This window comes from Flavobacterium poyangense, from assembly GCF_011751075.1.
Classification (GTDB): Bacteria; Bacteroidota; Bacteroidia; order Flavobacteriales; family Flavobacteriaceae; genus Flavobacterium; species Flavobacterium poyangense.
The window spans coordinates 1-21,008 of record NZ_JAALLN010000029.1 but is presented as its reverse complement, the minus strand read 5'-3'; the positions used below and the strand labels follow the sequence as shown (position 1 = coordinate 21,008).

The 21,008-nt window shown below is 35.6% G+C and carries 16 protein-coding genes and 1 tRNA gene; 8 read left to right on the top strand and 9 right to left on the bottom strand.

All coding sequences use genetic code 11. The annotated features are described in order from the left end of the window. Window positions 1–464: 464 nt before the first annotated feature. Both G3A47_RS22315 and G3A47_RS22310 read right to left on the bottom strand, forming a co-directional pair. Window positions 465–551: transfer RNA gene (locus tag G3A47_RS22315), tRNA-Ser, on the bottom strand. A 61-nt stretch (window positions 552–612) separates the two neighbouring features. Beyond that, window positions 613–1,482: a LysR substrate-binding domain-containing protein gene (locus tag G3A47_RS22310; protein ID WP_166926449.1), complete on the bottom strand. Its 870-nt coding sequence runs from the start codon at window positions 1,480–1,482 to the stop codon at window positions 613–615. Window positions 1,483–1,573: 91 nt separating this feature from the next. On the opposite strand from G3A47_RS22310, the gene G3A47_RS22305 reads away from it, so the two are divergent. Further along, window positions 1,574–2,815 (top strand): MFS transporter, encoded by a 1,242-nt coding sequence (locus tag G3A47_RS22305; protein WP_166926447.1) that lies wholly within the window; start codon window positions 1,574–1,576, stop codon window positions 2,813–2,815. A 266-nt stretch (window positions 2,816–3,081) separates the two neighbouring features. Here the strand turns inward: G3A47_RS22305 and G3A47_RS22300 are convergent, their stop codons facing one another. The 5 genes from G3A47_RS22300 to G3A47_RS22280 all read right to left on the bottom strand — a co-directional run bounded on the left by G3A47_RS22300 (window position 3,082) and on the right by G3A47_RS22280 (window position 7,804). Further along, window positions 3,082–4,113 carry an asparaginase gene (locus tag G3A47_RS22300; RefSeq protein WP_166926445.1) on the bottom strand — a complete coding sequence of 344 codons (1,032 nt, stop codon included), beginning with the start codon at window positions 4,111–4,113 and terminating at the stop codon, window positions 3,082–3,084. Beyond that, window positions 4,103–5,239 (bottom strand): 1-acyl-sn-glycerol-3-phosphate acyltransferase, encoded by a 1,137-nt coding sequence (locus tag G3A47_RS22295; RefSeq protein ID WP_166926443.1) that lies wholly within the window; start codon window positions 5,237–5,239, stop codon window positions 4,103–4,105. Before G3A47_RS22295 ends, G3A47_RS22300 begins: the two co-directional genes overlap by 11 nt. Before the next feature lie 63 nt (window positions 5,240–5,302). After that, a complete protein-coding gene (locus G3A47_RS22290; protein ID WP_166926442.1) occupies window positions 5,303–6,082 on the bottom strand; it encodes a TatD family hydrolase in 780 nt (259 codons plus the stop codon). Window positions 6,083–6,491: 409 nt separating this feature from the next. After that, window positions 6,492–7,217 (bottom strand): tetratricopeptide repeat protein, encoded by a 726-nt coding sequence (locus tag G3A47_RS22285; protein WP_166926440.1) that lies wholly within the window; start codon window positions 7,215–7,217, stop codon window positions 6,492–6,494. After that, window positions 7,214–7,804, bottom strand: coding sequence for an RNA polymerase sigma factor (locus G3A47_RS22280; protein ID WP_166926438.1), 591 nt, complete (start codon window positions 7,802–7,804; stop codon window positions 7,214–7,216). The genes G3A47_RS22285 and G3A47_RS22280 overlap by 4 nt, the downstream gene beginning before the upstream one ends. A gap of 130 nt (window positions 7,805–7,934) precedes the next feature. Here G3A47_RS22280 and G3A47_RS22275 point away from each other — a divergent pair, with 130 nt between their 5' ends. From G3A47_RS22275 to G3A47_RS22255, 5 genes are all read left to right on the top strand, one after another. Then, the gene (locus G3A47_RS22275) at window positions 7,935–8,234 is read left to right on the top strand and encodes a DUF4234 domain-containing protein (RefSeq protein WP_166926436.1); all 300 of its coding nucleotides are present in this window, start codon (window positions 7,935–7,937) and stop codon (window positions 8,232–8,234) included. A 354-nt stretch (window positions 8,235–8,588) separates the two neighbouring features. After that, on the top strand, window positions 8,589–9,575 hold the full coding sequence (locus tag G3A47_RS22270) for a hypothetical protein (RefSeq protein ID WP_166926434.1): 987 nt from the start codon (window positions 8,589–8,591) through the stop codon (window positions 9,573–9,575). A gap of 200 nt (window positions 9,576–9,775) precedes the next feature. Beyond that, window positions 9,776–11,728: a DUF7849 domain-containing protein gene (locus G3A47_RS22265; protein WP_166926432.1), complete on the top strand. Its 1,953-nt coding sequence runs from the start codon at window positions 9,776–9,778 to the stop codon at window positions 11,726–11,728. 190 nt (window positions 11,729–11,918) lie between these two features. Further along, window positions 11,919–14,582 carry a CHAT domain-containing protein gene (locus G3A47_RS22260; RefSeq protein WP_166926430.1) on the top strand — a complete coding sequence of 888 codons (2,664 nt, stop codon included), beginning with the start codon at window positions 11,919–11,921 and terminating at the stop codon, window positions 14,580–14,582. Continuing rightward, a complete protein-coding gene (locus G3A47_RS22255) occupies window positions 14,534–14,971 on the top strand; it encodes a retropepsin-like aspartic protease (RefSeq protein ID WP_166926428.1) in 438 nt (145 codons plus the stop codon). Before G3A47_RS22260 ends, G3A47_RS22255 begins: the two co-directional genes overlap by 49 nt. Before the next feature lie 54 nt (window positions 14,972–15,025). Here G3A47_RS22255 and G3A47_RS22250 read toward each other — a convergent pair whose 3' ends face one another. Continuing rightward, complete coding sequence (locus G3A47_RS22250) at window positions 15,026–15,994, bottom strand: C1 family peptidase (protein ID WP_166926426.1); 969 nt, start codon at window positions 15,992–15,994, stop codon at window positions 15,026–15,028. 198 nt (window positions 15,995–16,192) lie between these two features. Between G3A47_RS22250 and G3A47_RS22245 the strand changes: the two genes are divergently transcribed. Both G3A47_RS22245 and G3A47_RS22240 read left to right on the top strand, forming a co-directional pair. Beyond that, window positions 16,193–17,032 carry a hypothetical protein gene (locus tag G3A47_RS22245; RefSeq protein ID WP_166926424.1) on the top strand — a complete coding sequence of 280 codons (840 nt, stop codon included), beginning with the start codon at window positions 16,193–16,195 and terminating at the stop codon, window positions 17,030–17,032. Between the two features lie 172 nt (window positions 17,033–17,204). Further along, window positions 17,205–19,151 (top strand): T9SS type A sorting domain-containing protein, encoded by a 1,947-nt coding sequence (locus G3A47_RS22240; protein WP_166926422.1) that lies wholly within the window; start codon window positions 17,205–17,207, stop codon window positions 19,149–19,151. Window positions 19,152–19,551: 400 nt separating this feature from the next. Here G3A47_RS22240 and G3A47_RS22235 read toward each other — a convergent pair whose 3' ends face one another. After that, window positions 19,552–20,826 carry a TCR/Tet family MFS transporter gene (locus G3A47_RS22235; protein WP_166926421.1) on the bottom strand — a complete coding sequence of 425 codons (1,275 nt, stop codon included), beginning with the start codon at window positions 20,824–20,826 and terminating at the stop codon, window positions 19,552–19,554. Window positions 20,827–21,008 lie beyond the last annotated feature (182 nt).

Sequence of the window (21,008 nt, the reverse complement as noted above, 5' to 3'; positions counted from 1 at the left end):
TTGCGGGTGCAAAAGTAGTCGCTTTATTCGCATTCGCAAGCTTTTTTTCAATGTTTTTTCAATCTTTTTTTTGGGGTATTCTTAATGTGTTGATAGTCGTGTTTTTATACATTTTAGATCTTTGTTGGTTTTAGGGTTTTTCTTGCTTTTGGTGGTTTTGCTGAAGCGATTGCTCTTACGCAGGGTCTTCGGCTACGCCCAGGCTGACAATAGTTTTTTTTTAATTACTTTATGATATACCTTATTATATACAACAAACCCGACAGGTTTTGAAAACCTGTCGGGTTGTAGAGATTATATCGCTATCAAAACTAATCGAAACGAATGGCTTTTACCGGAGAGATCTTGGTCACTATATAAATAGGATAACATCGGAGGGATTTTCAATTTTAAAAAAAAATCAAAAAAGAAATAAACTAAAAAACCGCAATCTCATCTAAAATGAAATTGCGGTTTTAATCTTGCAGAGAGGAAGGGATTCGAACCCTCGATACAGTTACCCATATACTAGCTTTCCAGGCTAGCTCCTTCAACCACTCGGACACCTCTCTATTTCGGTTTGCAAATAACATAAAAAAAAGTGACTTACAAAAGCAAAATCTAAAATTACTTTTAAATACTTTTTCTAAACTCCTCCATAAAGAGTTTTACGGCTTTTTTCTGGTACCCGCCCATCGTCAACATAAAGGAATCTCTCTTGGTAGGGACTCCCGTAATTGCAATAGATTTGAGATTATCCCAGCCTTTTAGTGCTTTTTCAGCAACTATAGTCGCCCAATCACTGTTCTCTACCATTTGCAGTAAAGCATGAATAGAATTTAATTCGATCGCGATTTTGGGCTTCATATTATGTTTGAGAAACAATCCTTCCACAAATTCTCTGGAATTTGACCCCTTCCCCGGCAAAATAAGCGGAACCTCTTCTATTTTCTTGAAAGCAATCTTATCTAAATTCGCCAAAGAATGCGATTTTGAAACCGCCATCACCATCTGAGAAGTAAACAAAGGTACTTTTTGAATCGGAAGTCCAATTTCATGAGAGGAAATAACCAAAACCAAATCCAGTTCGTTCTTCATTAGTTTCTGCTCTAAAGCTTCAGTTGTTCCATATTCTACCACAATTTTTAAATGCTGGTATCTTTTCGCAAATGAATTGATAACCGGTAAAATCAAAAGTCCAAAAATATAAGTAACACCAAGCCGTAACTCACCACCAATCATTTCGTTTAAATCATCGATGGCCTGTTTACCGTTTTGCACATTTTCTATTACCTGTTTGGCATGAATCAGGAAAACAGATCCGGCTTCAGTGAGCTGTACTTTTTTCCCGATCCTCACAAACAAAGGCATTCCCAGTTCTTCCTCGAGTTTTTTTATTTGCTGTGATAATCCGGATTGCGTTACAAAACAAAGCTCTGCGGCTTTTGTAAAATGTAGTACCTCAGCCGTTTTTATAAAATACTGCAATTGATAAATTTCCATATTAAGAAGTTTTACTACTTATTATCAGTAAAATTATTAATTTTTCTAATGAAATCATAATCCCGAACTTTGTAAAAAAACAATAAGAGTCATGTTTAAGGCATTAAAATCAAAAAACTTCAAATTATTCTTTTACGGTCAATCGGTTTCTGTTATTGGTACCTGGATGCAGAAAACTGCTGTAAGCTGGATGGTTTATAGCATAACCGGGTCTGTTTTTTTACTGGGACTGGCTACTTTTTTAAGTATGATTCCATCCTTATTCTTAGCGCCACTGGCCGGAAGCATTATCGGTCGTTATGACAGACACCGTTGTATGATGGTGTTACAGTCATTAGCGATGCTACAGGCAGGAACATTGGCACTGCTTATCTATCTAAAAATATACAACATTAACTTTATTCTTGCGCTGAGTCTTATACAAGGTATAATCAACGCTTTTGATATGACCTGTCGACAAACTATGATGATTGATATTGTAAACGACAAAGAAGATCTGCCAAATGCCGTAGCATTAAACTCCACTTTAAATAACTCCGCTAGAATTGCCGGCCCTGCTCTTGCCGGAATTATTCTGCATCAGTATGGTGAAGACATTTGTTTTATTGGAAATTTTATAAGTTACATACCGGTTTTAATTTCCTTGTTACTAATGAAAATCACCCCACCTATCAAAGCAGAAAATAAACTTAAAATGCTGGATGATCTTTTAGAAGGCCTGGATTACGTAAAAAAAGAGACTGAAATGGCCCGAATGTTACTCATGCTTATGTGCAGTAGTTTATTTGTCATTTCTTTCAATACACTAATGCCTGTTTTTGCTAAGGATATTTTTAACGGAAACGCCCAGACTTTTAGCTGGTTTGAAAGTGCCGCCGGTATTGGTTCTGTTTTATCAGCAATTTACCTTGCTAACTTAAAAACATCCAAAAACATGAATAAAATAATGATAGCATCAAGTTTATTACTCGGTTTCAGCATTATCATTCTGGCAATTTCAAACAGTTTGACCGTTGCACTTATTTGTATGACTTTGAGTGGTATTGGAATGATGGGGCAAACCTCATCTATAAACATTTACATCCAAACTCAAAGTGCTATAAACATGCGCTCGAGAAGTATTAGCTACTATATGATGGCCTATCAGGGAATGATTCCTGTGGGTAGTTTGATTATTGGATATGTTTCCCATTCTCTTGGTGTGCGAACAACAGTGGCTATTCAGGGTGTGATCTGCCTTATTTCTGTACTCGTTTATGTGTACTACAAAAACCAAAAAACTACAGAAGAATTGGAAACTTGTCCAGTTCCTTACAGAAATACTACTGATTAAGAAGGTTTCTACACCTCTTAAAATTGCAAATTCCAATCTAGAAAGTCTTTTTTAAAACATATAAGTTATGTAAGTTCATTAAAGTTTCGTCTTTAGTACTTGGGAGTATTGTTGAAATATAATTAGGAGGCATTTCTCTATAAAAGTATCTAATAAGATCACATCAAAAAATCCCAGTATTAAAAAAGAAATTCCAAATTCCAATCTTTAGGATCATCATGATCTAAGCATTGGAATTTGGAATTTCAAAGTAGTGGAATTTCTTTTTACAACGAGATCTCTCCGCGTAAAGAGGTTTCAAATATTGTTTTGAAGTTTTCTGCATCTATTTTATGACCTAACAGATACATTAGTTTTGTAATTGCGGCTTCAGTTGTAATGTCTTTTCCTGAGATCACACCTAATTCTTTCAGAGCGGTACTGGTTTCGTATTGTCCCATGTTTACACTTCCACCGGAACATTGCGTAACGTTTACAATATGCAAACCGGACTGAATTGCTTTTTTTATCAAACTCAAAAACCAATCTTCGGTTGGAGCATTTCCGGAACCGTAGGTTTCCAGAACAATTCCTTTTAAACCGGGAGTTGCCAGAATCGAACCTAAAACGGCTTCGCTCATTCCCGGAAACATTTTTACAATTGCTACATGATTGTCTAAATTCTTATGTACAATCAGATCTGCAGCTGTTTCTATTGGTAGAAATAAATGTGAATTTAATTTCAAATGAACACCCGACTCTACCAACTCAGGGTAGTTCGGTGCTGTAAAGGCTTTAAAATGTTCTGCATTTACTTTTGACGTTCGGTTCCCGCGGTATAATTTGTATTCAAAATACAAACAAACCTCATGAATTACAGGTTTATTATTTTCCTGAAGTGAAGCAATCTGAATGGCAGTAATCAGGTTTTCTTTAGCATCGGTACGCAAATCTCCAATTGGCAATTGCGAACCTGTAAACACTACAGGCTTAGCTAAATTCTCCAGCATAAAACTCAACGCTGAAGCGGAATACGACATGGTATCTGAACCATGCAGCACTACAAATCCATCAAACTGGGAATAGTTGTCCTCGATAATTGTGGCAATTTTGGTCCACATTTCAGGATTCATATTAGAAGAATCAATTGGGTTCTCAAATGAAACCGTTTCGATTTCACAATCCAATTGTTTTAACTCCGGAATTTTTTGTAATAATTTACTAAAGTTGAAGGCTTTGAGTGCTCCTGTCTCAAAATCTTTGCTCATACCGATAGTTCCTCCGGTATAGATTAAAAGTATTTTAGCTTTAGATGACATCCTGGTATTTTAATTTATTGACAACAGGATTGGCATACATTGCCAAAAATCCTTGTCTTGTAACTGGGTTATCGCTACCTATTCGCATCTCTAAACGACGCTCAAAAAGAGATTTTTCGCTCTCTTTGTATTTGTGTGAAAATTTATCTGTTCCGTTTAAAATGTCGTATGCAATAAAATTGGTTGGCCATAATTGATAATTTTTCAAAACAGAATCATCAATTGCTTGTGCCAAAGCCTGAATTTGCTTATTGACATTATCATTCTCCGCAACAATCTGGTCAATTTCTGTATCTAAAACATCTCCTACAGAAATATGTATTCTTTTCTTAGTTCCCATAATACCACTCAAAATGGTCATGAAATCTTCGTTTTTCTCTTTAATATAAACTTCGTTGTTTGCTTCTGCCATTAATTGCGGCATTTTCAGAACATCTGTCGGATCATACTCATATGAAATGGAAACCGGAACGATTTTTATTTTCTTAAAATAATCCATTAGATTGGCTTCATCAGAACCCATTCCGATCATTTTAAGCACTCCTGAATTGGTTTCATCATTCCCGTCTTTGGTACGTCCTTCTCTTTGCGCAATCCAAACCGAACGATTTTCGCGTAACAGTAATTGTCCCATATACTCAGACAACAACTTAGAGCTCTGTAACATTTCTCTTGGTGTTAAACCTCTTAAAACCAAAAAGTTTCTATTCAGTTTTGCCAAAGTACTTAAAAATGCTTTTTTAACTAAATTATCTCCAATAGCAGAGGCTGTCATGACCAAACCGTGTTCGAACAAACAAACGTTTAGCAACGTAGTGTCTAACAAAATATCGCGGTGATTGGAAACAAATAGATAAGAAGTGTTTTTTTCCAGCTTTTCAAAACCTGAAGTTGTAAGTCCTTCTGAGCTTCTTTCCAACACTTTTTGAATGGTGTGATAGATAAAATTACATTGAAAATCACGAATAGAATGTGTTTTTCTCAATTGATCTTTCCAAACTTCGTCTTCTAATTCCGGAAAAGTAAAATTCATCATGGCTTTCATCATCGGATGATTAGCAACACCATGAAGTGCTTCATTTATTTCTGAATCATAAAAAGGTCGAATGGCATCAAATCTCTGCATTATAAATATCTATTTTAATGGGCAAAAGAACAAAAAAAAAATCAAAGTATTGTAAGTTGTACATTAAATCCCGAAAACGTCCTTTGAATTCTGTGTTGTAATTGCTGCTATTTCTGCTTCAGAAACACCATAAATAGCTGTTAGTTTTGTTACTACATTAACGATATAGCTGCTTTCATTTCGCTTTCCACGGTACGGGATCGGAGCCAAATAAGGCGAATCGGTTTCGAGAACAATATGCTTCAGATCGATTTGATTTAAAAACTGATCAATTTTTCCGTTTTTAAAAGTTACCACTCCTCCGATTCCAAGCTTCATATTATAGGATATTGCCTGCAAAGCTTGTTCATATGTTCCGGTAAAACAGTGAAAAATTCCAAACAAATCTGCTGATTTCTCCTCTTCCAAAATTTCAAAAATCTCATCGAACGCTTCACGGCAATGGATTACGATTGGAAGTTTATATTGTTTCGCTAACTGAATTTGTCTTCTAAAAACAAATTGCTGTTCTTTCAGATGTGTTTTATCCCAATACAAATCGATTCCAATTTCACCAACGGCGTAGAACTTTCTCTTCGCTAATTCCGTTTCTACATGTTTCAATTCGTCCAGATAATTGTCTTTGACGTAAGTGGGGTGTAATCCCATCATCAGAAATACATTTTCGGGATAACTTTGCTCCAGATCATACATAGACTGTGTTGCCGCTGCATCTATTGCGGGAATAAAAAAGCGTGTTACTCCTGCATTTATGGCTCTCTGAATCATTTCGTCACGATCCTGATCGAACTCTTCTGAATATAAATGGGTATGTGTATCGGTAATAATTGTTGTTGGATTCAAGTGTATTGTTTTAAAAAAGGCAAAATTACGACAATATTGTGCACTTTTCCAATTTGATTCTAATCATGGTGTTTACGGTAGTGCGGATTGGACGCGGATGAAACGGATTCACTAAAGTGAAGACGCGGATAAAAACGGATTTTTTTTATTCTATTGGTGTCTTTAAAATAATACTTAAACGAAATGCATAGAATTGAAAAACCTACTGGACGGATTCACTAAAGTGAAAACGCGGATAAAAACGGATTTATTTTATTCTAATTAATTATCCATAAAACAATACTTAATCAGAATGCATAAAAAAGCTGTATTCTGTTTTTTGTCACTTCTGCAAGCAGGAACAAAAAAAAGAGGAAACTCATCTGGGAGATTCTTCTTTTTTTGAAATGATAAACAATCTATGATATCCCTACTTCAAATCCTTCAATAAAATCTGGACTTCAACATAATCTTCATAATCCTGGGGAATTGTACGTAATATTTCTTTACAACCTATATAGTCTTTTTGTTTCAATTTAGACAAAGCGAGATACCAGGTTGCTTTGTATTTGTATACCGAAGTTCCGGATCTTAGCTCTTCAAAAACGGTTTCTGCTTTTTTATACTGGCTTTCCTCTAATAAAGAAATTCCATAAAAATATTGAATTTCCGGTGTTTTTGATTCCTTCAAAGCAGCTTCAAAATGTGGGATTGCAGCTTTGTAATTATGAGCATTAAACGTTATTTCTGCTTGTTTTAAAGGAGTATGTACATTTCCTCTTTCCGTAAAATAAGCCTGTTCGTGTTCGCTGTAATCGTCGTAAATTGGTTTTTGGGTATAATTAAAAAAGAACAGCCCGACCAAAAGTACTATCGATGCCGCAACTGCATAATTCCAAGGTTTCAGGGCGATTACTTTTGATTTATTTTTATTGAAATGCTGATCTGAAATCTTCATTAGATTTTCTTTAAATGCATTTCTTTCTGCCGCAATTCTGAATTTATTTTCTAATTGTTGCTGCGCTGTTTGGAAAGCCTCAAACCCGGCGGCCAATTCCTGATCTTCGGATAGTTGTTTTTCAAAACCTGCTTTTTCATCAACAGTCAGTTCGCCTTGAAGGTATTGATCGAATAATATGTAGCGCTCTTCGTTCATGACTCGTTATTTTTTAGAGATTTAAAATTTTTATTTTCCTGAATCCACTGTGTTAACTGACCAATGCATAACGATTTCTTTTTGCGGACATACCCATAAGTAACATTAAGCTTTTCGGCAACTTCTTCCATTGATTTTACGGTAAAACTCAGCTTTAATAATTCCTGACATTTATCTCCCAGTTTTTGGAACATGGCATCAAAAAGCTGTTGTTTTTCATCAAATTCTCTGGTTTGTTCTACCAATTCATGAGCAGATTCACTTATAGATCCCGCATCTTCATTAATTGTTACCCCTTTATTGGCTGATTTTTTTAATTCGTTCAGCCATTTTCTTTTACACAACAAGAAAAAATAAGCATCAAACGGACATGTCAATTGTAGTATGTTGGCTTTGGCCTGATTAAACAGCAGTATCATTATTTCCTGAACAACATCCTGCGCCTGATCCTGATTACCGGAATTGTTCCTGATGTAAAAAACAACTTTCGGAACAAACTTTTTATAAATCTCCTGAATTATTGTCGAATTATTAGCGGCAAGTCCTTCAATATATTTTTGGTCGGAATGAATTTTAGTTTTGGCCATAAAACAACTTTTAATTCGCTAATGTAAAAAGAATCTGAAAATAAATTTCAAAAACCGGGGTAACAATTGTGGAATCAAATGGATATAACCAAGCGAGAATTTTTTAAAACAATTCAAAAAATGAAGAGACATGGAAAGTTATCAACTTATAAACGAAAAAAGTCTGGATCAGTTTCACAAGATGTTAACTGCCAAAAAACGAAATGGTTTTATCATTATCGAACATAACGAAAAACTGCCTTATGCTGTTTTATCCAAAGAAAAAAAAGAAATCAACCATCCTTTACACCTGTTCCTCACTATAATCACATTGGGTCTTTGGTCACTAATCTGGCTTTACTTTATTATTTCCTTTTCAAAAAAGAAAGACATACTGGTCGCACTGGATGAAGACGGAAATGTTTTTGAAGAAAAATGCCTTTCCAAATAATTAATTCAGATTGTCAGTTGTGAAATGTAACATGTGAAGTGTAAACTATAAATCTGAAGAGCAATGGTTTTTGTTTAATTGATTTTTACCTTATTTATAAATGTAGCGTATTACAAAATTTGTATGAATCGCCGGGACAAAATAATAAATTGACAAAACTTATCCTATTCAGCTTCACATCTTACATTTCACAACTCACAACTGAAAACTTAAATCAAATAATAAAATTAAGGAGGGTAACAAATTTTTACTGCTGTTGATCTACTACTATAAATCGAAAATAAAATAAAAACAGGGGTAACAATTTCCCTTTCGTAAACATCTATTAACAAATAACTATTAAAACTAAACATCATGAAAACAAATTTTAAAACAATCGGACTTTTATTATTCGCTATAACGACACTAGTGAGCTGTGACAACAACGATGACAATAGCGACAACAATTTGATACTGCCTGCAACTTCTGCTTCATTTAAAAGTATCAGCGAAAAAGGAGTTAAAAGAAATACCCAAAACTTTACTATCACAGCCGGAAATGGTGTTGTAACGTTTACTTCTGCCAAAGGGGTAAAAGTAAGCATCAACGGAGACTGCTTGACTAAAAACGGAACTCCGGTGACCGGAACCGTAGACATTGAATACATCGAGCTTTTTGACAAAGGAAACATGCTGGTGACCAACAAACCTACCATGGGAATTACCTCAGACGGAAAGAAAAACTTATTGATTTCAGGAGGTGAATTTTTCATCAAAGCTACACAAGGTGGTGTTGCGCTTCAAACCTCTTGTTCTATGAATATGATTGTTCCCGCAACCTTAACAGATGGCGTAGACAATGCAATGACCTTATGGACAGGGGCCATTGACGAAAAAGGAGAATTGGCCTGGAGAGAAGCTAAAGGTGCTAATGGTGAGAACGGAAACGGCGGCGTAAAAGGAGAAGGAACAAACTACTATGTTACTTTTGGAAACTTCGGATGGACAAACGTTGACCGTTTTTACAGCGATCCGCGACCTAAAACAACACTTCTTGTAGATGCTCCTGAGGGTTATGATAACAACAACAGCGCTGTTTATTTATCTTATGACGGCGAAGGAACAAATGCATTGGCAAAACTGGATACGTATACCGCAGCGGGATTGTTCAGCGAACATTACGGACAAATCCCAATTGGACTGGCTTGTCATATCATTTTTGTAACCGAAGATAATGGTCAATGGCGTTACGCGATAAAAGGGGTGACCGTAACTGCCGGAGCTATTTATACTTTCACGCTTGCCGAAACAACAGTCGGCACTGAAGCGCAACTGGTAGCAGCAATTAATGCTATTCAGTAACTTACTAAATACTTTTTTAAGAAAAAGTGGTGATTAGCTCACCGCTTTTTTTTACATTTAATCCTGTTTTACAATTATTTCTGATGTTTTACAGAAGCAAATTCTAGTCCCGGATGGCATCGGGGCTGTATCTTTTAGTCCTCCGCAGAGGTGGACAGAAAAGAATGCTGTTTCTTTCAGAAATAAAAAACCTCCTCGATATGAAAAAGCTTTTATGTTATTTAATCTTTCTTTCATCAGTAATGGCGTTGGCACAAACTAAAGTAAAAGACACCATAACCCGAAGAGCCACTATTAGTTACAATCAGAACGGGAATCAGGTTACTTTTAAGCCTGAAACTCCACCTTTAATTCCTATTGCGGGTGCTCCAAAACCCAGTTATTCCTATTTATGGGAACTTGGCGACGGGCATTACAGCAAAGAGGCTGAGCCTAAACATGTCTACAAAAACAAAGGCAATTACACAACAAGACTGGCCGTAACCAACAATTACGATAACGGAAAACCTCCGGCAACACGCCCTAAAAAAGTCGCTATAAATGATATTACCGATTCTAATTATAAAGACATTGCCTCGATTGCAGATCAGAACGGTTTTGCCATCTTAAAAAACTGTGATCCGATTCCGGAACAGGAAATGGTAGTTGTAGTCAGTTATCAAAATCTGGAAAATTATGTTTCGAGTGGAAAACTCTATTTGTTTTACAATGAAAAACAATTCAAAAGCAACAATTTTGAATTGATAGATTTCAGAACTTATGCTAACGAACGAGAGGTAAAAGAAAACCTGGTGGCCTCTGTAAATGATTTGGATGATACCCAATCATACCTCGCTACTTCCGAAAGTATTTCCCGAATCAAAAAATACAAAAATACGACTACCGAAGAAGATCTTGATGCTTCTTTAGCAGATGCTCATAAAACATATCATAATGTTTCTGTATTAGAATTTGATGATGCCAATCCGGGGGAAACCCGCAATCTTTTTTATACTTTCAAAACGACTCCCGAAATGATCAAAGACACCAGCGCAACAGTGACTATGCGTGGCATCTATGTTCCAAACCGAAGTTATAAAAACCATAAGATAAAAAACCTTGAGATGGAAATTGTAACTTCTCACGATCCGAACAAAATGGGATCTAACGGAAGTTTTATGAATTACAGATTGGTCCGTTTTAAACGAGTAAATTTTAAAACCCGTTTCCAAAACAATGGAGAAGGTCCCGCCAGAATGATCCGTCTTGAAACGGATATTCCGGATATGTTTGACAAAAAGACCTTTAAAATTGAAGGCATGTATCCTGAATGTCCGATTTGCCCCAAAGACGAAGTTCCAACGATAAGTTGTCTGGACACGATTATCAAACAAAAACAGATCTTTTTTACCTTCAAAAATATTTATCTGCCCGGCAGCGAGCAGAAAAATGTACATGAAAAAGACAGTACAAAAGGCTTTGTAAAATACTCCATGAAATTTAGTAAAGACTTTCATAAAGTAAAAACCAGAAGCCGTACCGCTATAATATTTGACAAAAATGAACCTATAATTACCAACTACGCCACTACCCGATTTTTACCGGGCATCTCTATTGGTGCCAAAGCGGGTTATAATTTGTATCCGGATTTAGACAATTCTACGAGCTATTTTGTTGGTGCTACTATTTCTCCCTTTAAGTCCTATCGTTTTTACTGGCAGGCAGAATGGCTCAATAGTATCAATAAATACGATAGTGCCGGAAGTGTAACTGACGGAATTGTAGTAAGTCCGAATGGTTTAAAACAGAGGCAGCGCACCACAACAAGTACCGAAAATAAAAGTGTCAATTGGGAGGTTCCAATTCTCATTCGCTACAATATTAATAATTACATTGGTGTTGGGGCGGGTTTACAGGCCAATTTTAATATCTCACAGGAACAGAATCAGTATATAAAAATTGAAACTTTTGAAGGGGATTCGGAAAAATTTATAATCAACACCAAAACAGAATCTAATTCGGTTAAAAATTCTTTTGCCGGTTTTAAAACGGGATTGCTGTTTGATGTAACGATTGGGGCGGCCAGAATTGGTCCGAGTTTAGGGGCGCGATATGTGATTAATTTTGAACAAAATTTCAACTATTTCCAGTTTTATGGTATTTGGAAGTTTTAGCTTTTTTTTTAAACATATAGTCTTTTTTTTAAAACCATATAAGTGATATAAGTTCATATTAAAGTGGTTTGTATTGGAAGAGTTGAACTGGGCTTGCCTTTTGTACAATTCATTTTTTTTGACTAACACTAATCTTAAATAAACTTACATCACTTATATGGTTTAATTATTTAACCAACGCAAATCTGAAATGAGCTTACATCACTTATATGGTTTAATTATTCTCTTGCTGAATCTGACTATTTTAGCGCAAAAGCCGATTACACAGGAAGATAAAATTTATACTGCTGTTGATGTTTTTGTGCAGAACCCGAATCCTGAAGGGCTGGAGAATCTTGCGAGCGTGGAAGCTGCTTTCTGGAAAGATTCAAGACCCAAAACCAACAACGAACTACTGGCAATTGTGGTTTTAAACTGCAATAAGGCCTATTATGAAAACCAATTCGGACAATCGGAAAAGGCTATTAAAAGTTATGAAAAAGCGTGGTTACTCTATCAAAAACACTCGTTTAAAAATTACGATATCATTGAATATTGTCTGAAACCTTTAGGCAATTTGTATACCCTATTGGGGGATTACAGCAATGCCGAGAATACGATTAAACAATATTATTTTATCGCCAATCTGGAGAAAAATGAACCCCAGAAAGTAGCTGCGATTCTCAATTTATCAAATGTGTATCAAAATACCGGAAGCGTTTCTAAAGCAATTGATTTAATTGAAAAGACCATACAAACCGAAAAATTAACCAGCTCCCAAAAAGCCATTTTACTGAATAATTTAGGAACTAATTATCTGATACTTTCGACTCCTTCTTCAGGCCGGAAAATTGCATTTGTGAAAGCCGAAAGTTCGTTTCTAAAAGCCATTTCATTAGTAAAAAATGACAAATCACAACCAGAGACCCGCTCTAATGCTTATCGAAATTTAGCCAAACTCTATCTGGAAGAAAATGATTTAAAAAAAGCGACTGTTTTTTTTGAAAAAGCCAAAATCGAGTTCAGCAAAATACCGAATCAGGAACCCAGAAAAAGGGCACAATTTTATTACGAAGCTGCTTTTTTGTCTTTCAAACAAGAGAAAACAACAGAAGCAAGTCAACAGATCAGAGCCGTTTTTAAAACGCTGCTTCCGGACTATTCTGATGTTAAAAGTGTGCTTCCGAACCAAAATTCGCTTTATGCAGAAACTATTTTATTAGATGCTTTAGACTTACAGGCGGTCCTTTACCAAGCCGAAAATCAGCCTAAAAATGCTTTAAAAAGTTATGCGCTTTCCTTTTATATTGAAACTCTTTTTCAGTCGCTTTTAGTGTATGAAAACTCTAAAATTATAACACAGATCCGAAGCCGAAACCGAACTGAAAAATGCATTTCTATATATGCCTCTCTTTATGAAAAAGAAAAAAAATCAACTTATCTCGAAAGGGCGTTTTTGCTTTCGGAACAAACCAAGTCTGTCGTTTTAAAGGATCGTCTCCACAATGTTCAATCTTTGTCGAGAAAAGAAAAACTCATCTTGCAACAACTCCAAAATTGGAATACAATCATTTTAAAAGAGCAACAAAAATTAGAATTAGCTAATATTTCAAAAATTAACGAAGCCATTAAAAAGCAAAACGAATTAATGCTGCTTCTTAAAAAAGAACAGAGTAAAACAACTAACGAAACCAATTCCAAATTCGATTTACAAAAATTGTATGTCCAATTAGAGAGAGACAAAGCAACGATGACTGCCTATTTTTTTGGAGTTCACTCGATTTATAATTTTACGATTGAGAACAAAAAAATTACACTTCACACCATTTCTAAAGAAAGTAACGATTTCAAAAACCTATCCGGCTTCCTTGACTTCTTTAATGATGCGAACACCATTGCTAATGATCCTCAGAATTACAACCGTATAGGAAACAAAACCTATCGGTTGTTAAAAATTCCTTCTCCTAAAAGCACCAAAAACCTCATCATTGTTCCCGATGGTCTTTTGACTTTTTTGCCTTTTGAGGCGTTAATTGTAAAAGAATCCGAAACTGCGAATTTCTCAAAAATGCATTATTTGTTAAATGACTTTACGGTAGCTTATACTAATTCGGCTTCTTTTTACCTGAATACTGTTCCTCTTTCAAATACTAAAAAAACGGTTCTGGGAATTTTCCCCATTTTTGATCATACCAATTTTGCACTGGCTTTTTCGAAAAACGAATTGCAGTCCGTAAAAAAGAATTTCGATGGAAAATATTTTGAAAATAACGAGGCTACCTTTTCAAATTTCAAGGATAATGCTGCCAATTATACTATAATTCATTTAAGTACACATGCTTCTTCGGGAGATTTAGAAACTCCTGCGAGTATCAAATTTTATGATCAGGAAATCTTATATTCAGAATTGTATACGCTTAACATCAATCCGGATCTGGTGGTTTTGAGTGCTTGTGAGACCGGCATAGGAAAACTTTTCAAGGCCGAAGGTGCTATGAGTATTGCACGAGGCTTTCAGTTTGCGGGTGCCAAAAATTTATTGTTTTCTTTATGGAAAGTAAACGATTTTACGACTTCTGTTTTTATGAATGATTTTTATAAAAACATCAAAAACAAACAGTCTTATTCTGAGGCCAATGCAAATGCAAAAAGAGATTTTTTAAATAATCCCGATATTCCAAATGCTAAAAAATCACCTTATTATTGGAGTGCTTTTGTTTACTACGGAACAATTTCGCAACCTGAAAAATCTTCTAATTATATCCTATACGGTATTAGTTTATTGGCCGCAATTGGTTTATTTTTGATTTTCAATCCTTATCGAAAATGGAAGAGCTACAGAAAGTCCTTAAGAAAGCAAAGTATAAAAAAATAAAATTCAAAATTACCAAAACGCAACACTTGTCTATTAAAGCAAAAATCAATGGTGTTTCGGGAAGTTTTATTCTGGATACGGGAGCCTCCAATTCCTGTATTGGGTTTGAAAGTATCGAATACTTTGAATTATCGGCAAAAAAATCTAAAACCAAAGCTTCAGGAGCGGGAGGAACCGGTATGGAAACTCAACTTTCTTCTCACAATCGATTGCAACTTGGCAACTGGAAAGATAACGATTTTAGCCTGGTGATCTTTGATCTTTCACATGTAAACGAAGCTTTGCGCGCCTACAAAACAAAACCTGTTCATGGCATTATTGGCGCCGATGTTTTGCTTAAGGGAAAAGCTATTATTGATTATTACAATCATTATGTATACCTGCAATAAAAAAGAGGCTAGTTCTTTTGAACTGCCTCTTTTCCACACCAATTAATCCTAATACTAAGAGTTTGCTGATGGGTTAGGAATAATACATCCTGCCCAATTGAAAGCTCCATTAGTTATGTTAGCATAAGTCACATAGAAGAAACCACTGCGGCCCCATCCTGCTCCCCAAGAGTTTTGCACTTTAAAAAGTCCTGTTGCATCATCGTATCCTACGATACATACACAGTGTCCGCCTTGTCTGCTTCCGTATAGACTAGACCAAACGTGGTTGTTGTTACGGATATCATAAAAACTTTGATTTACATCAAAACAAACTGCAACAGCATAATTTTGGTTTAGATAATATTTGATGTCATTAACACTTCTTGGGTTTACACTAAACCATCCGCCAGTTTTTCTGCCTGCTGCCCAGGTTTTTTGTTGTGCTGTAGGTTGTGTATAACATCCACCTGCCATGTAAGGCATTTGCGCTTCTGAACATTCTCCTTGATTTTTGATTAAGTTCATCGCATCATTTGGATAAGAACCTGCTCCACAATTCCCTAATTTTATCTGATTGTAGATATACGCCGCACTTCTTGAAGCTCCACTCCAATTACTTTGATGTATAGTGTTATTAAGATATCGCGCAATACTGTGAGCAGCATAACCTACTCCCCAACCTACGCAAGATCCCTCGCTTCCCTGATCTCCAACGGGCGGTGTCGGCAAATTTTTTGCTGCCGCCACTTTAGCTGTTAAAGCCATTTTTTGAGTGCTTGTAACAATATCCGGTCTTAACTGAGCAATTTTTGAGCGGTAGTCTTCCGGAGTTGTGAACTGAATACTTTTTAAATAACTATCCGGCATTTGAGCTAATCCGTATCTTCCTTTATCCAAAAGATTAACATGTCCATCCATTAATTTTTCCTGAACATCGGCTTCTTGTTGGTCATTTCCTTTTTCACAAGAATAAAAAGCAAGCAATGCGAAAAATAAAAGAGCAATTTTTTTAATTGAAAATTTGATTTGTGGTTTTTTCATAATTCGTTTTTTAAAATATTAATTATTACGTTTGGTTTAATTATTTTACGAATTTATTAGTAATTTTGGCATAACATTAACAATAAGAATACCACAAGTGTAACTTATCTTAAACATAAATATGCGGCAGTAGATTAATTAAAAAGAATTGTATTGATTATCGTGAAACAGAACGTTAGTAATTAAAAAAATTGGCCCATGGAAATCATTATAGAAAAATTAATAAAAGCCATACAATCGCATCCAATTATACAAAACAGCACCTTGTCCGGTGTTAAAGAATGGAAAAGGGCACATTATATTATACTCTCGGAAATTATTTCTGATTGTTTAGAAAAATCAGAGTTCATGCAGGGCTCTAAAAAAAATGAGCTTGGCTGCTCGATCTCGAGTATGACACTGCAGAGGATTTTTAAAAATGACTCCTCCCAAACGAAAAGCTCTGATTTACGCTTCTTAAAGAGTTTAGACAAACTGGCGATCTTTATTGGCTATCCTTCTTTAAACAGTTTCCTTAATGACGAAGCAATAGATGCCAACAAAGGATTAGAACCTGAAAATAAAATTGAATCAGCTTCCTTTTTTGAAAAACTGATTATCGATTATTGCCACGGAGAATTCAACTCTTTACAAAAATTACCTCAAGTCCATATCGACTATCTCTCTAATTTTGTATTTCCCGAAGGACCATTCGCTAAACGAATTAACGATCTCTTCGAAAATTATTCGACATTAAACTACCACCTCAACTGCATAAACAACCGATCTAACTTTGAACTTTTTGATTTTAAAGTATCCAGCATAACCACCACCGTTGCCATCATCACAGTAAAGGAGTTTTGGAATCTGGAATGGAAGGATGAAAACGACGCCATTTCGATTGTTTTAAATAAAGTAAACCGACAAACTTACTTCATTAAAAAAAGAGATGAAGTCTGGAAAATCTGGGATAACTACAATCCTGATTACAATGAATTATCAACAAGAATAAACTCCGCAATAGAAAACCAACATCTCAAAAAAACGCTTACTCCATAAAAAAGACGATGTGCTACTAAAAAATTGAAAGCACAGAATTTCTGACCCTGTATTCTATCCTATCACAAAAAAACAACTGCCCTTTATTTTGCTCATTAATATTGTTTAAAATAATGTCATTGTATTATTTCCGCTTATATTTGTTAAAGTTCTATTTAACAAACCTATACGTATGAAAAAAACTTTACTTTATTTTACTCTATTATTATTTACCAATCACTTTTATGCCCAAGTCAATAATATTGAACACTGCGCCGGGGATACTAATTTCGATTTAACCGTTAATAAGTCGCTCTTACTTGGTAATTTAAATCCATTAGAAACTACGATCAGTTATCATGTGAGTCTGGAGGAAGCGAATCTTAACACCAATGCCATTCAACAACCCACACAGTATTTTAGTCAGGAGCCATCTAAAACCATTTATGCCCGAATTGACAATAAGGGAACTATCACCACCAACTATTTTAATCTGATACTAAATACGTATTTTACTACGCTCGGATTAGTCACAAAGTCAACTTGCTACGGCTCCAATGATGCTTTTATTCGTATGCAATCTTCGGGAGGGAAAGCCCCCTATGCATATCGTTTAGTAAATAACGGCACAAATAATGGTCCTTACCAAATCAGTCCTTATTTCTACAACTTAGCTCCGGGACAATATAGCATCGAGAGTCGTGATCAAATCGGGTGTCTTGCAGTTACATTTGTAAACATTTCCAGTACAAATCAATTAGTAGCACAGGTTGCAATCGATGATCAGTCACTAATTGTTACTGCATCGGGAGGAACGGGAACTTATCAATATTCTTTAGACGGAATGCACTATCAGAATGAGCGCGTATTCATCAATCTGGCGAAAGGAACTTATACCGTCTATGTCAAAGACTCAAATGGCTGTGTAGCTTCTCAAGCAAATTTAAGTATTAATCCGAGACTGCGATTTACTCCTACAGTTACCGAACCGACTTGTAGTGATCCAAAAGGCACTATAACCATAGTGGCATCGGGAGGCTCCGGCGGTTACTTTTATTCCATAGACAATGGTGTTACCTATAGTACTGCCCATATATTTACCGGTATTGCTCCCGGAAATTACACCCTAAAAGTCCGTGATTCGGAAAACACTATAGTTTCTTACGCTGTAACAATTAAGGCGGCAAATCCTCCGATATTTACTTTTGTTTCGTACAATGTCTATTGTAAGGGAGGGCAGAGCGGATTCTTTACGATTCAATCGGGGGGAGTTGAACCAGCTTCCAACCGTTATTCACTAAATGGAGGTCCGTTTAGCTCCAAAACTGTTTTCAGTAGTTTAAAAGCCGGTACCTATAACATAGTCGCAAAAAACAACACAGATTGTATAACGTCAATGGATATAGTAATAACTGAACCCGCAACACCTCTTGTATCCGTTATTACAGTTAAAGACCAAACGATAACAGTTAACGCTCAAGGCGGAACCGGAGAAATTAAGTATGCTATTTCTCCTAACTTAAATAATTTTTCAACGAACAATACCTTTTCAAATTTAGCACCGGGTATTTATCAGGTACACTCACAGGATCAAAATGGCTGTTATACTGTTCATGATGTAGCCGTAACACCGGCAGCACCACTGGTAAACGGTAAGAATGAGATTATTTTCGATTTTAAACCGGGACAAACTTTAGCAGATGTTATCGTTCAGGGGCAAAACATTAAATGGTACAGCAATAAAAGTTCATCGACAGGTAAAAAAGCAGAAACAGATTTACCATTAACAACCGTTCTGGTAAATGGCACAACCTATTATGCTTCGCAAACTATAAACGGACTTGAAAGTACCGCTCGTCTTGCCGTAACGGCAAAATCAAATGGATCACTTTCGACTCCTGATTTTGATTTAACACATTTTAAATTTTATCCTAATCCGGTCAAACATCTTCTAACCATTGACAATAAAGAAGTAATTGATGAAATAGAAATTTTCTCAACTTCCGGAAAATCGGTCTTATCTAAAAAAATAAATACGACGCATTCTGAAATTGATTTATCAAATCTTTCAACAGGTATTTATATCTTAAAAGTGAAGTCTGATGGGAAAGAAAAAGCAATAAAAATTAGTAAGGAGTAATTCATCTAATCTGTGGCAAAAGAAACAGCCACAAATTGCACGAATTTTCACGAATTAATTTAAGTTGCTCGCTACTAGTTGTAAAATGCAAAATGTATACTGTAAAATGTATAATGTATAATGTCAGTCAGAACGGACAAATGTTTTAAACAATTGATTTTCTTATCTTTAAGCGTTAGAATTTAGGTGTATTGTTACTGTATTTCAACGATCTGACGCAGATATATGTTCGTACAATGGAAGATAGTAATCAATTAAACAAAACCTATTACTTTTCACATTTTACAGTATACATTTTACAGTATACATTATTATACAACTAGCAATTTGAGTTAATTACATTTTATACTAATTTATACCAACAAAAAAGCCTTCATTTTGTATCATGAAGGCTTCTCTTTTATTTACTTAATTCTTCTATGGGAATAGTTTCCGTTGCCGGAATACTTTCTACTTTTGGAGCAGCATGTTTTTTTAATGAAAAATAGGCAACGACTGTACTGAGCAACATTAAAGCGCCTCCCAAGATAAAAGGAGCTCCTGCAAATTTAAACGGTGCCTCATCATGAGTGAAAAAGTAAAAAGTGTTGGCCATCATTGGAGGTCCGATAATTGAAGAAGCACTCATTAAACTGGTTAACGTTCCCTGAATTTCTCCCTGTTCGCTTGGCGCTACTTTGCTGGACACAACAGACTGAAGTGCCGGCCCTGCAATTCCGCCAAGGCAATACGGAATTAAAAATACAAACATCATCCAGCTTTCTGTTGCAAAGGCAAACAACAACATACCAATTGTGTACAAAGCCAAACCTACATAAATACTTTTTTCATTTCCTATTTTTGGATTGATCCAACGAACCAAACCTCCTTGTACGACTCCAACCAACAAACCAATTATTCCTAATGAAATTCCGATCATACGTTCATTCCAGTTAAATCGATAAATCGTAAAGAAACTCCAGTTACTTTGTACGGCATGGGAACCCACATACAGCAAAAATATAGCAGAAATAAGTCCAATTAGGGTTGGATGTTTTTTCAATCCTAAAATAGCCCCAACCGGATTCGCACGTTTCCAGTCGAACGGTCTGCGGTTTTCTTTCTTTAAAGATTCAGGCAGAATAAAAAAGCCGTATAAAAAATTAACCATACACAAAATAGCAGCCGCATAAAAAGGAACTCTTGAACCGTATTGTCCTAATAACCCTCCTATTACCGGGCCTATAATAAATCCTAAACCAAAAGCGGCTCCGATTAAGCCAAAGTTTTTAGCTCTGTTTTCGGCAGTACTCACATCTGCAATATAAGCGGAAGCTGTTGTAATACTCGCTCCGGTGATTCCGGCAATAATGCGACCTACAAACAACCATATAATTGTGGGAGAAAAAGCCAGCAACAGATAATCTAATGAAAAACCAAAAAGGGAAATTAAGAGAATCGGTCGTCGTCCGAATTTATCACTCAGATTACCAATTACGGGAGCGAACACAAACTGCGTGATGGCATAGGCGAAAGTCAGCCAGCCACCCACTTTTGCAGCTTCACTAATATCACCGTGTATCAGTTCCTCAATTAGTTTTGGAATTACAGGTATTATAATTCCCCATCCGGTAATATCGATTAACATGGTTATGAAAATAAAACCAATCGCCGCAGATTTATTCTTTTGTAACATAGTGGTGGTGTTTTAATAAGGTGATACAAATAAACAAAAAAGCTAACACCTTTTGGGAAATTCCAAATTTTTAAATTTCAAATTCCAATGAAAAAATTAAAATCCTGAGTAGTCCTGAAAAAGGTTGACTGGATTAATATTTTAAAATAATTAAACTGGAATAGAATTCGTTCTGTTCCAGT

What these genes read in the sequence shown, in the direction of transcription:
- G3A47_RS22260 (WP_166926430.1), top strand. Translation starts at nt 11,919, where the DNA reads ATGAGCTTACATCACTTATATGGTTTAATTATTCTCTTGCTGAATCTG.
- G3A47_RS22270 (WP_166926434.1), top strand. Translation starts at nt 8,589, where the DNA reads ATGAAAACAAATTTTAAAACAATCGGACTTTTATTATTCGCTATAACG.
- G3A47_RS22310 (WP_166926449.1), bottom strand. Translation starts at nt 1,482, where the DNA reads ATGGAAATTTATCAATTGCAGTATTTTATAAAAACGGCTGAGGTACTA.
- G3A47_RS22305 (WP_166926447.1), top strand. Translation starts at nt 1,574, where the DNA reads ATGTTTAAGGCATTAAAATCAAAAAACTTCAAATTATTCTTTTACGGT.
- G3A47_RS22265 (WP_166926432.1), top strand. Translation starts at nt 9,776, where the DNA reads ATGAAAAAGCTTTTATGTTATTTAATCTTTCTTTCATCAGTAATGGCG.
- G3A47_RS22245 (WP_166926424.1), top strand. Translation starts at nt 16,193, where the DNA reads ATGGAAATCATTATAGAAAAATTAATAAAAGCCATACAATCGCATCCA.
- G3A47_RS22285 (WP_166926440.1), bottom strand. Translation starts at nt 7,217, where the DNA reads ATGAACGAAGAGCGCTACATATTATTCGATCAATACCTTCAAGGCGAA.
- G3A47_RS22295 (WP_166926443.1), bottom strand. Translation starts at nt 5,239, where the DNA reads ATGCAGAGATTTGATGCCATTCGACCTTTTTATGATTCAGAAATAAAT.
- G3A47_RS22255 (WP_166926428.1), top strand. Translation starts at nt 14,534, where the DNA reads ATGGAAGAGCTACAGAAAGTCCTTAAGAAAGCAAAGTATAAAAAAATA.
- G3A47_RS22280 (WP_166926438.1), bottom strand. Translation starts at nt 7,804, where the DNA reads ATGGCCAAAACTAAAATTCATTCCGACCAAAAATATATTGAAGGACTT.
- G3A47_RS22240 (WP_166926422.1), top strand. Translation starts at nt 17,205, where the DNA reads ATGAAAAAAACTTTACTTTATTTTACTCTATTATTATTTACCAATCAC.
- G3A47_RS22250 (WP_166926426.1), bottom strand. Translation starts at nt 15,994, where the DNA reads ATGAAAAAACCACAAATCAAATTTTCAATTAAAAAAATTGCTCTTTTA.
- G3A47_RS22300 (WP_166926445.1), bottom strand. Translation starts at nt 4,113, where the DNA reads ATGTCATCTAAAGCTAAAATACTTTTAATCTATACCGGAGGAACTATC.
- G3A47_RS22275 (WP_166926436.1), top strand. Translation starts at nt 7,935, where the DNA reads ATGGAAAGTTATCAACTTATAAACGAAAAAAGTCTGGATCAGTTTCAC.
- G3A47_RS22235 (WP_166926421.1), bottom strand. Translation starts at nt 20,826, where the DNA reads ATGTTACAAAAGAATAAATCTGCGGCGATTGGTTTTATTTTCATAACC.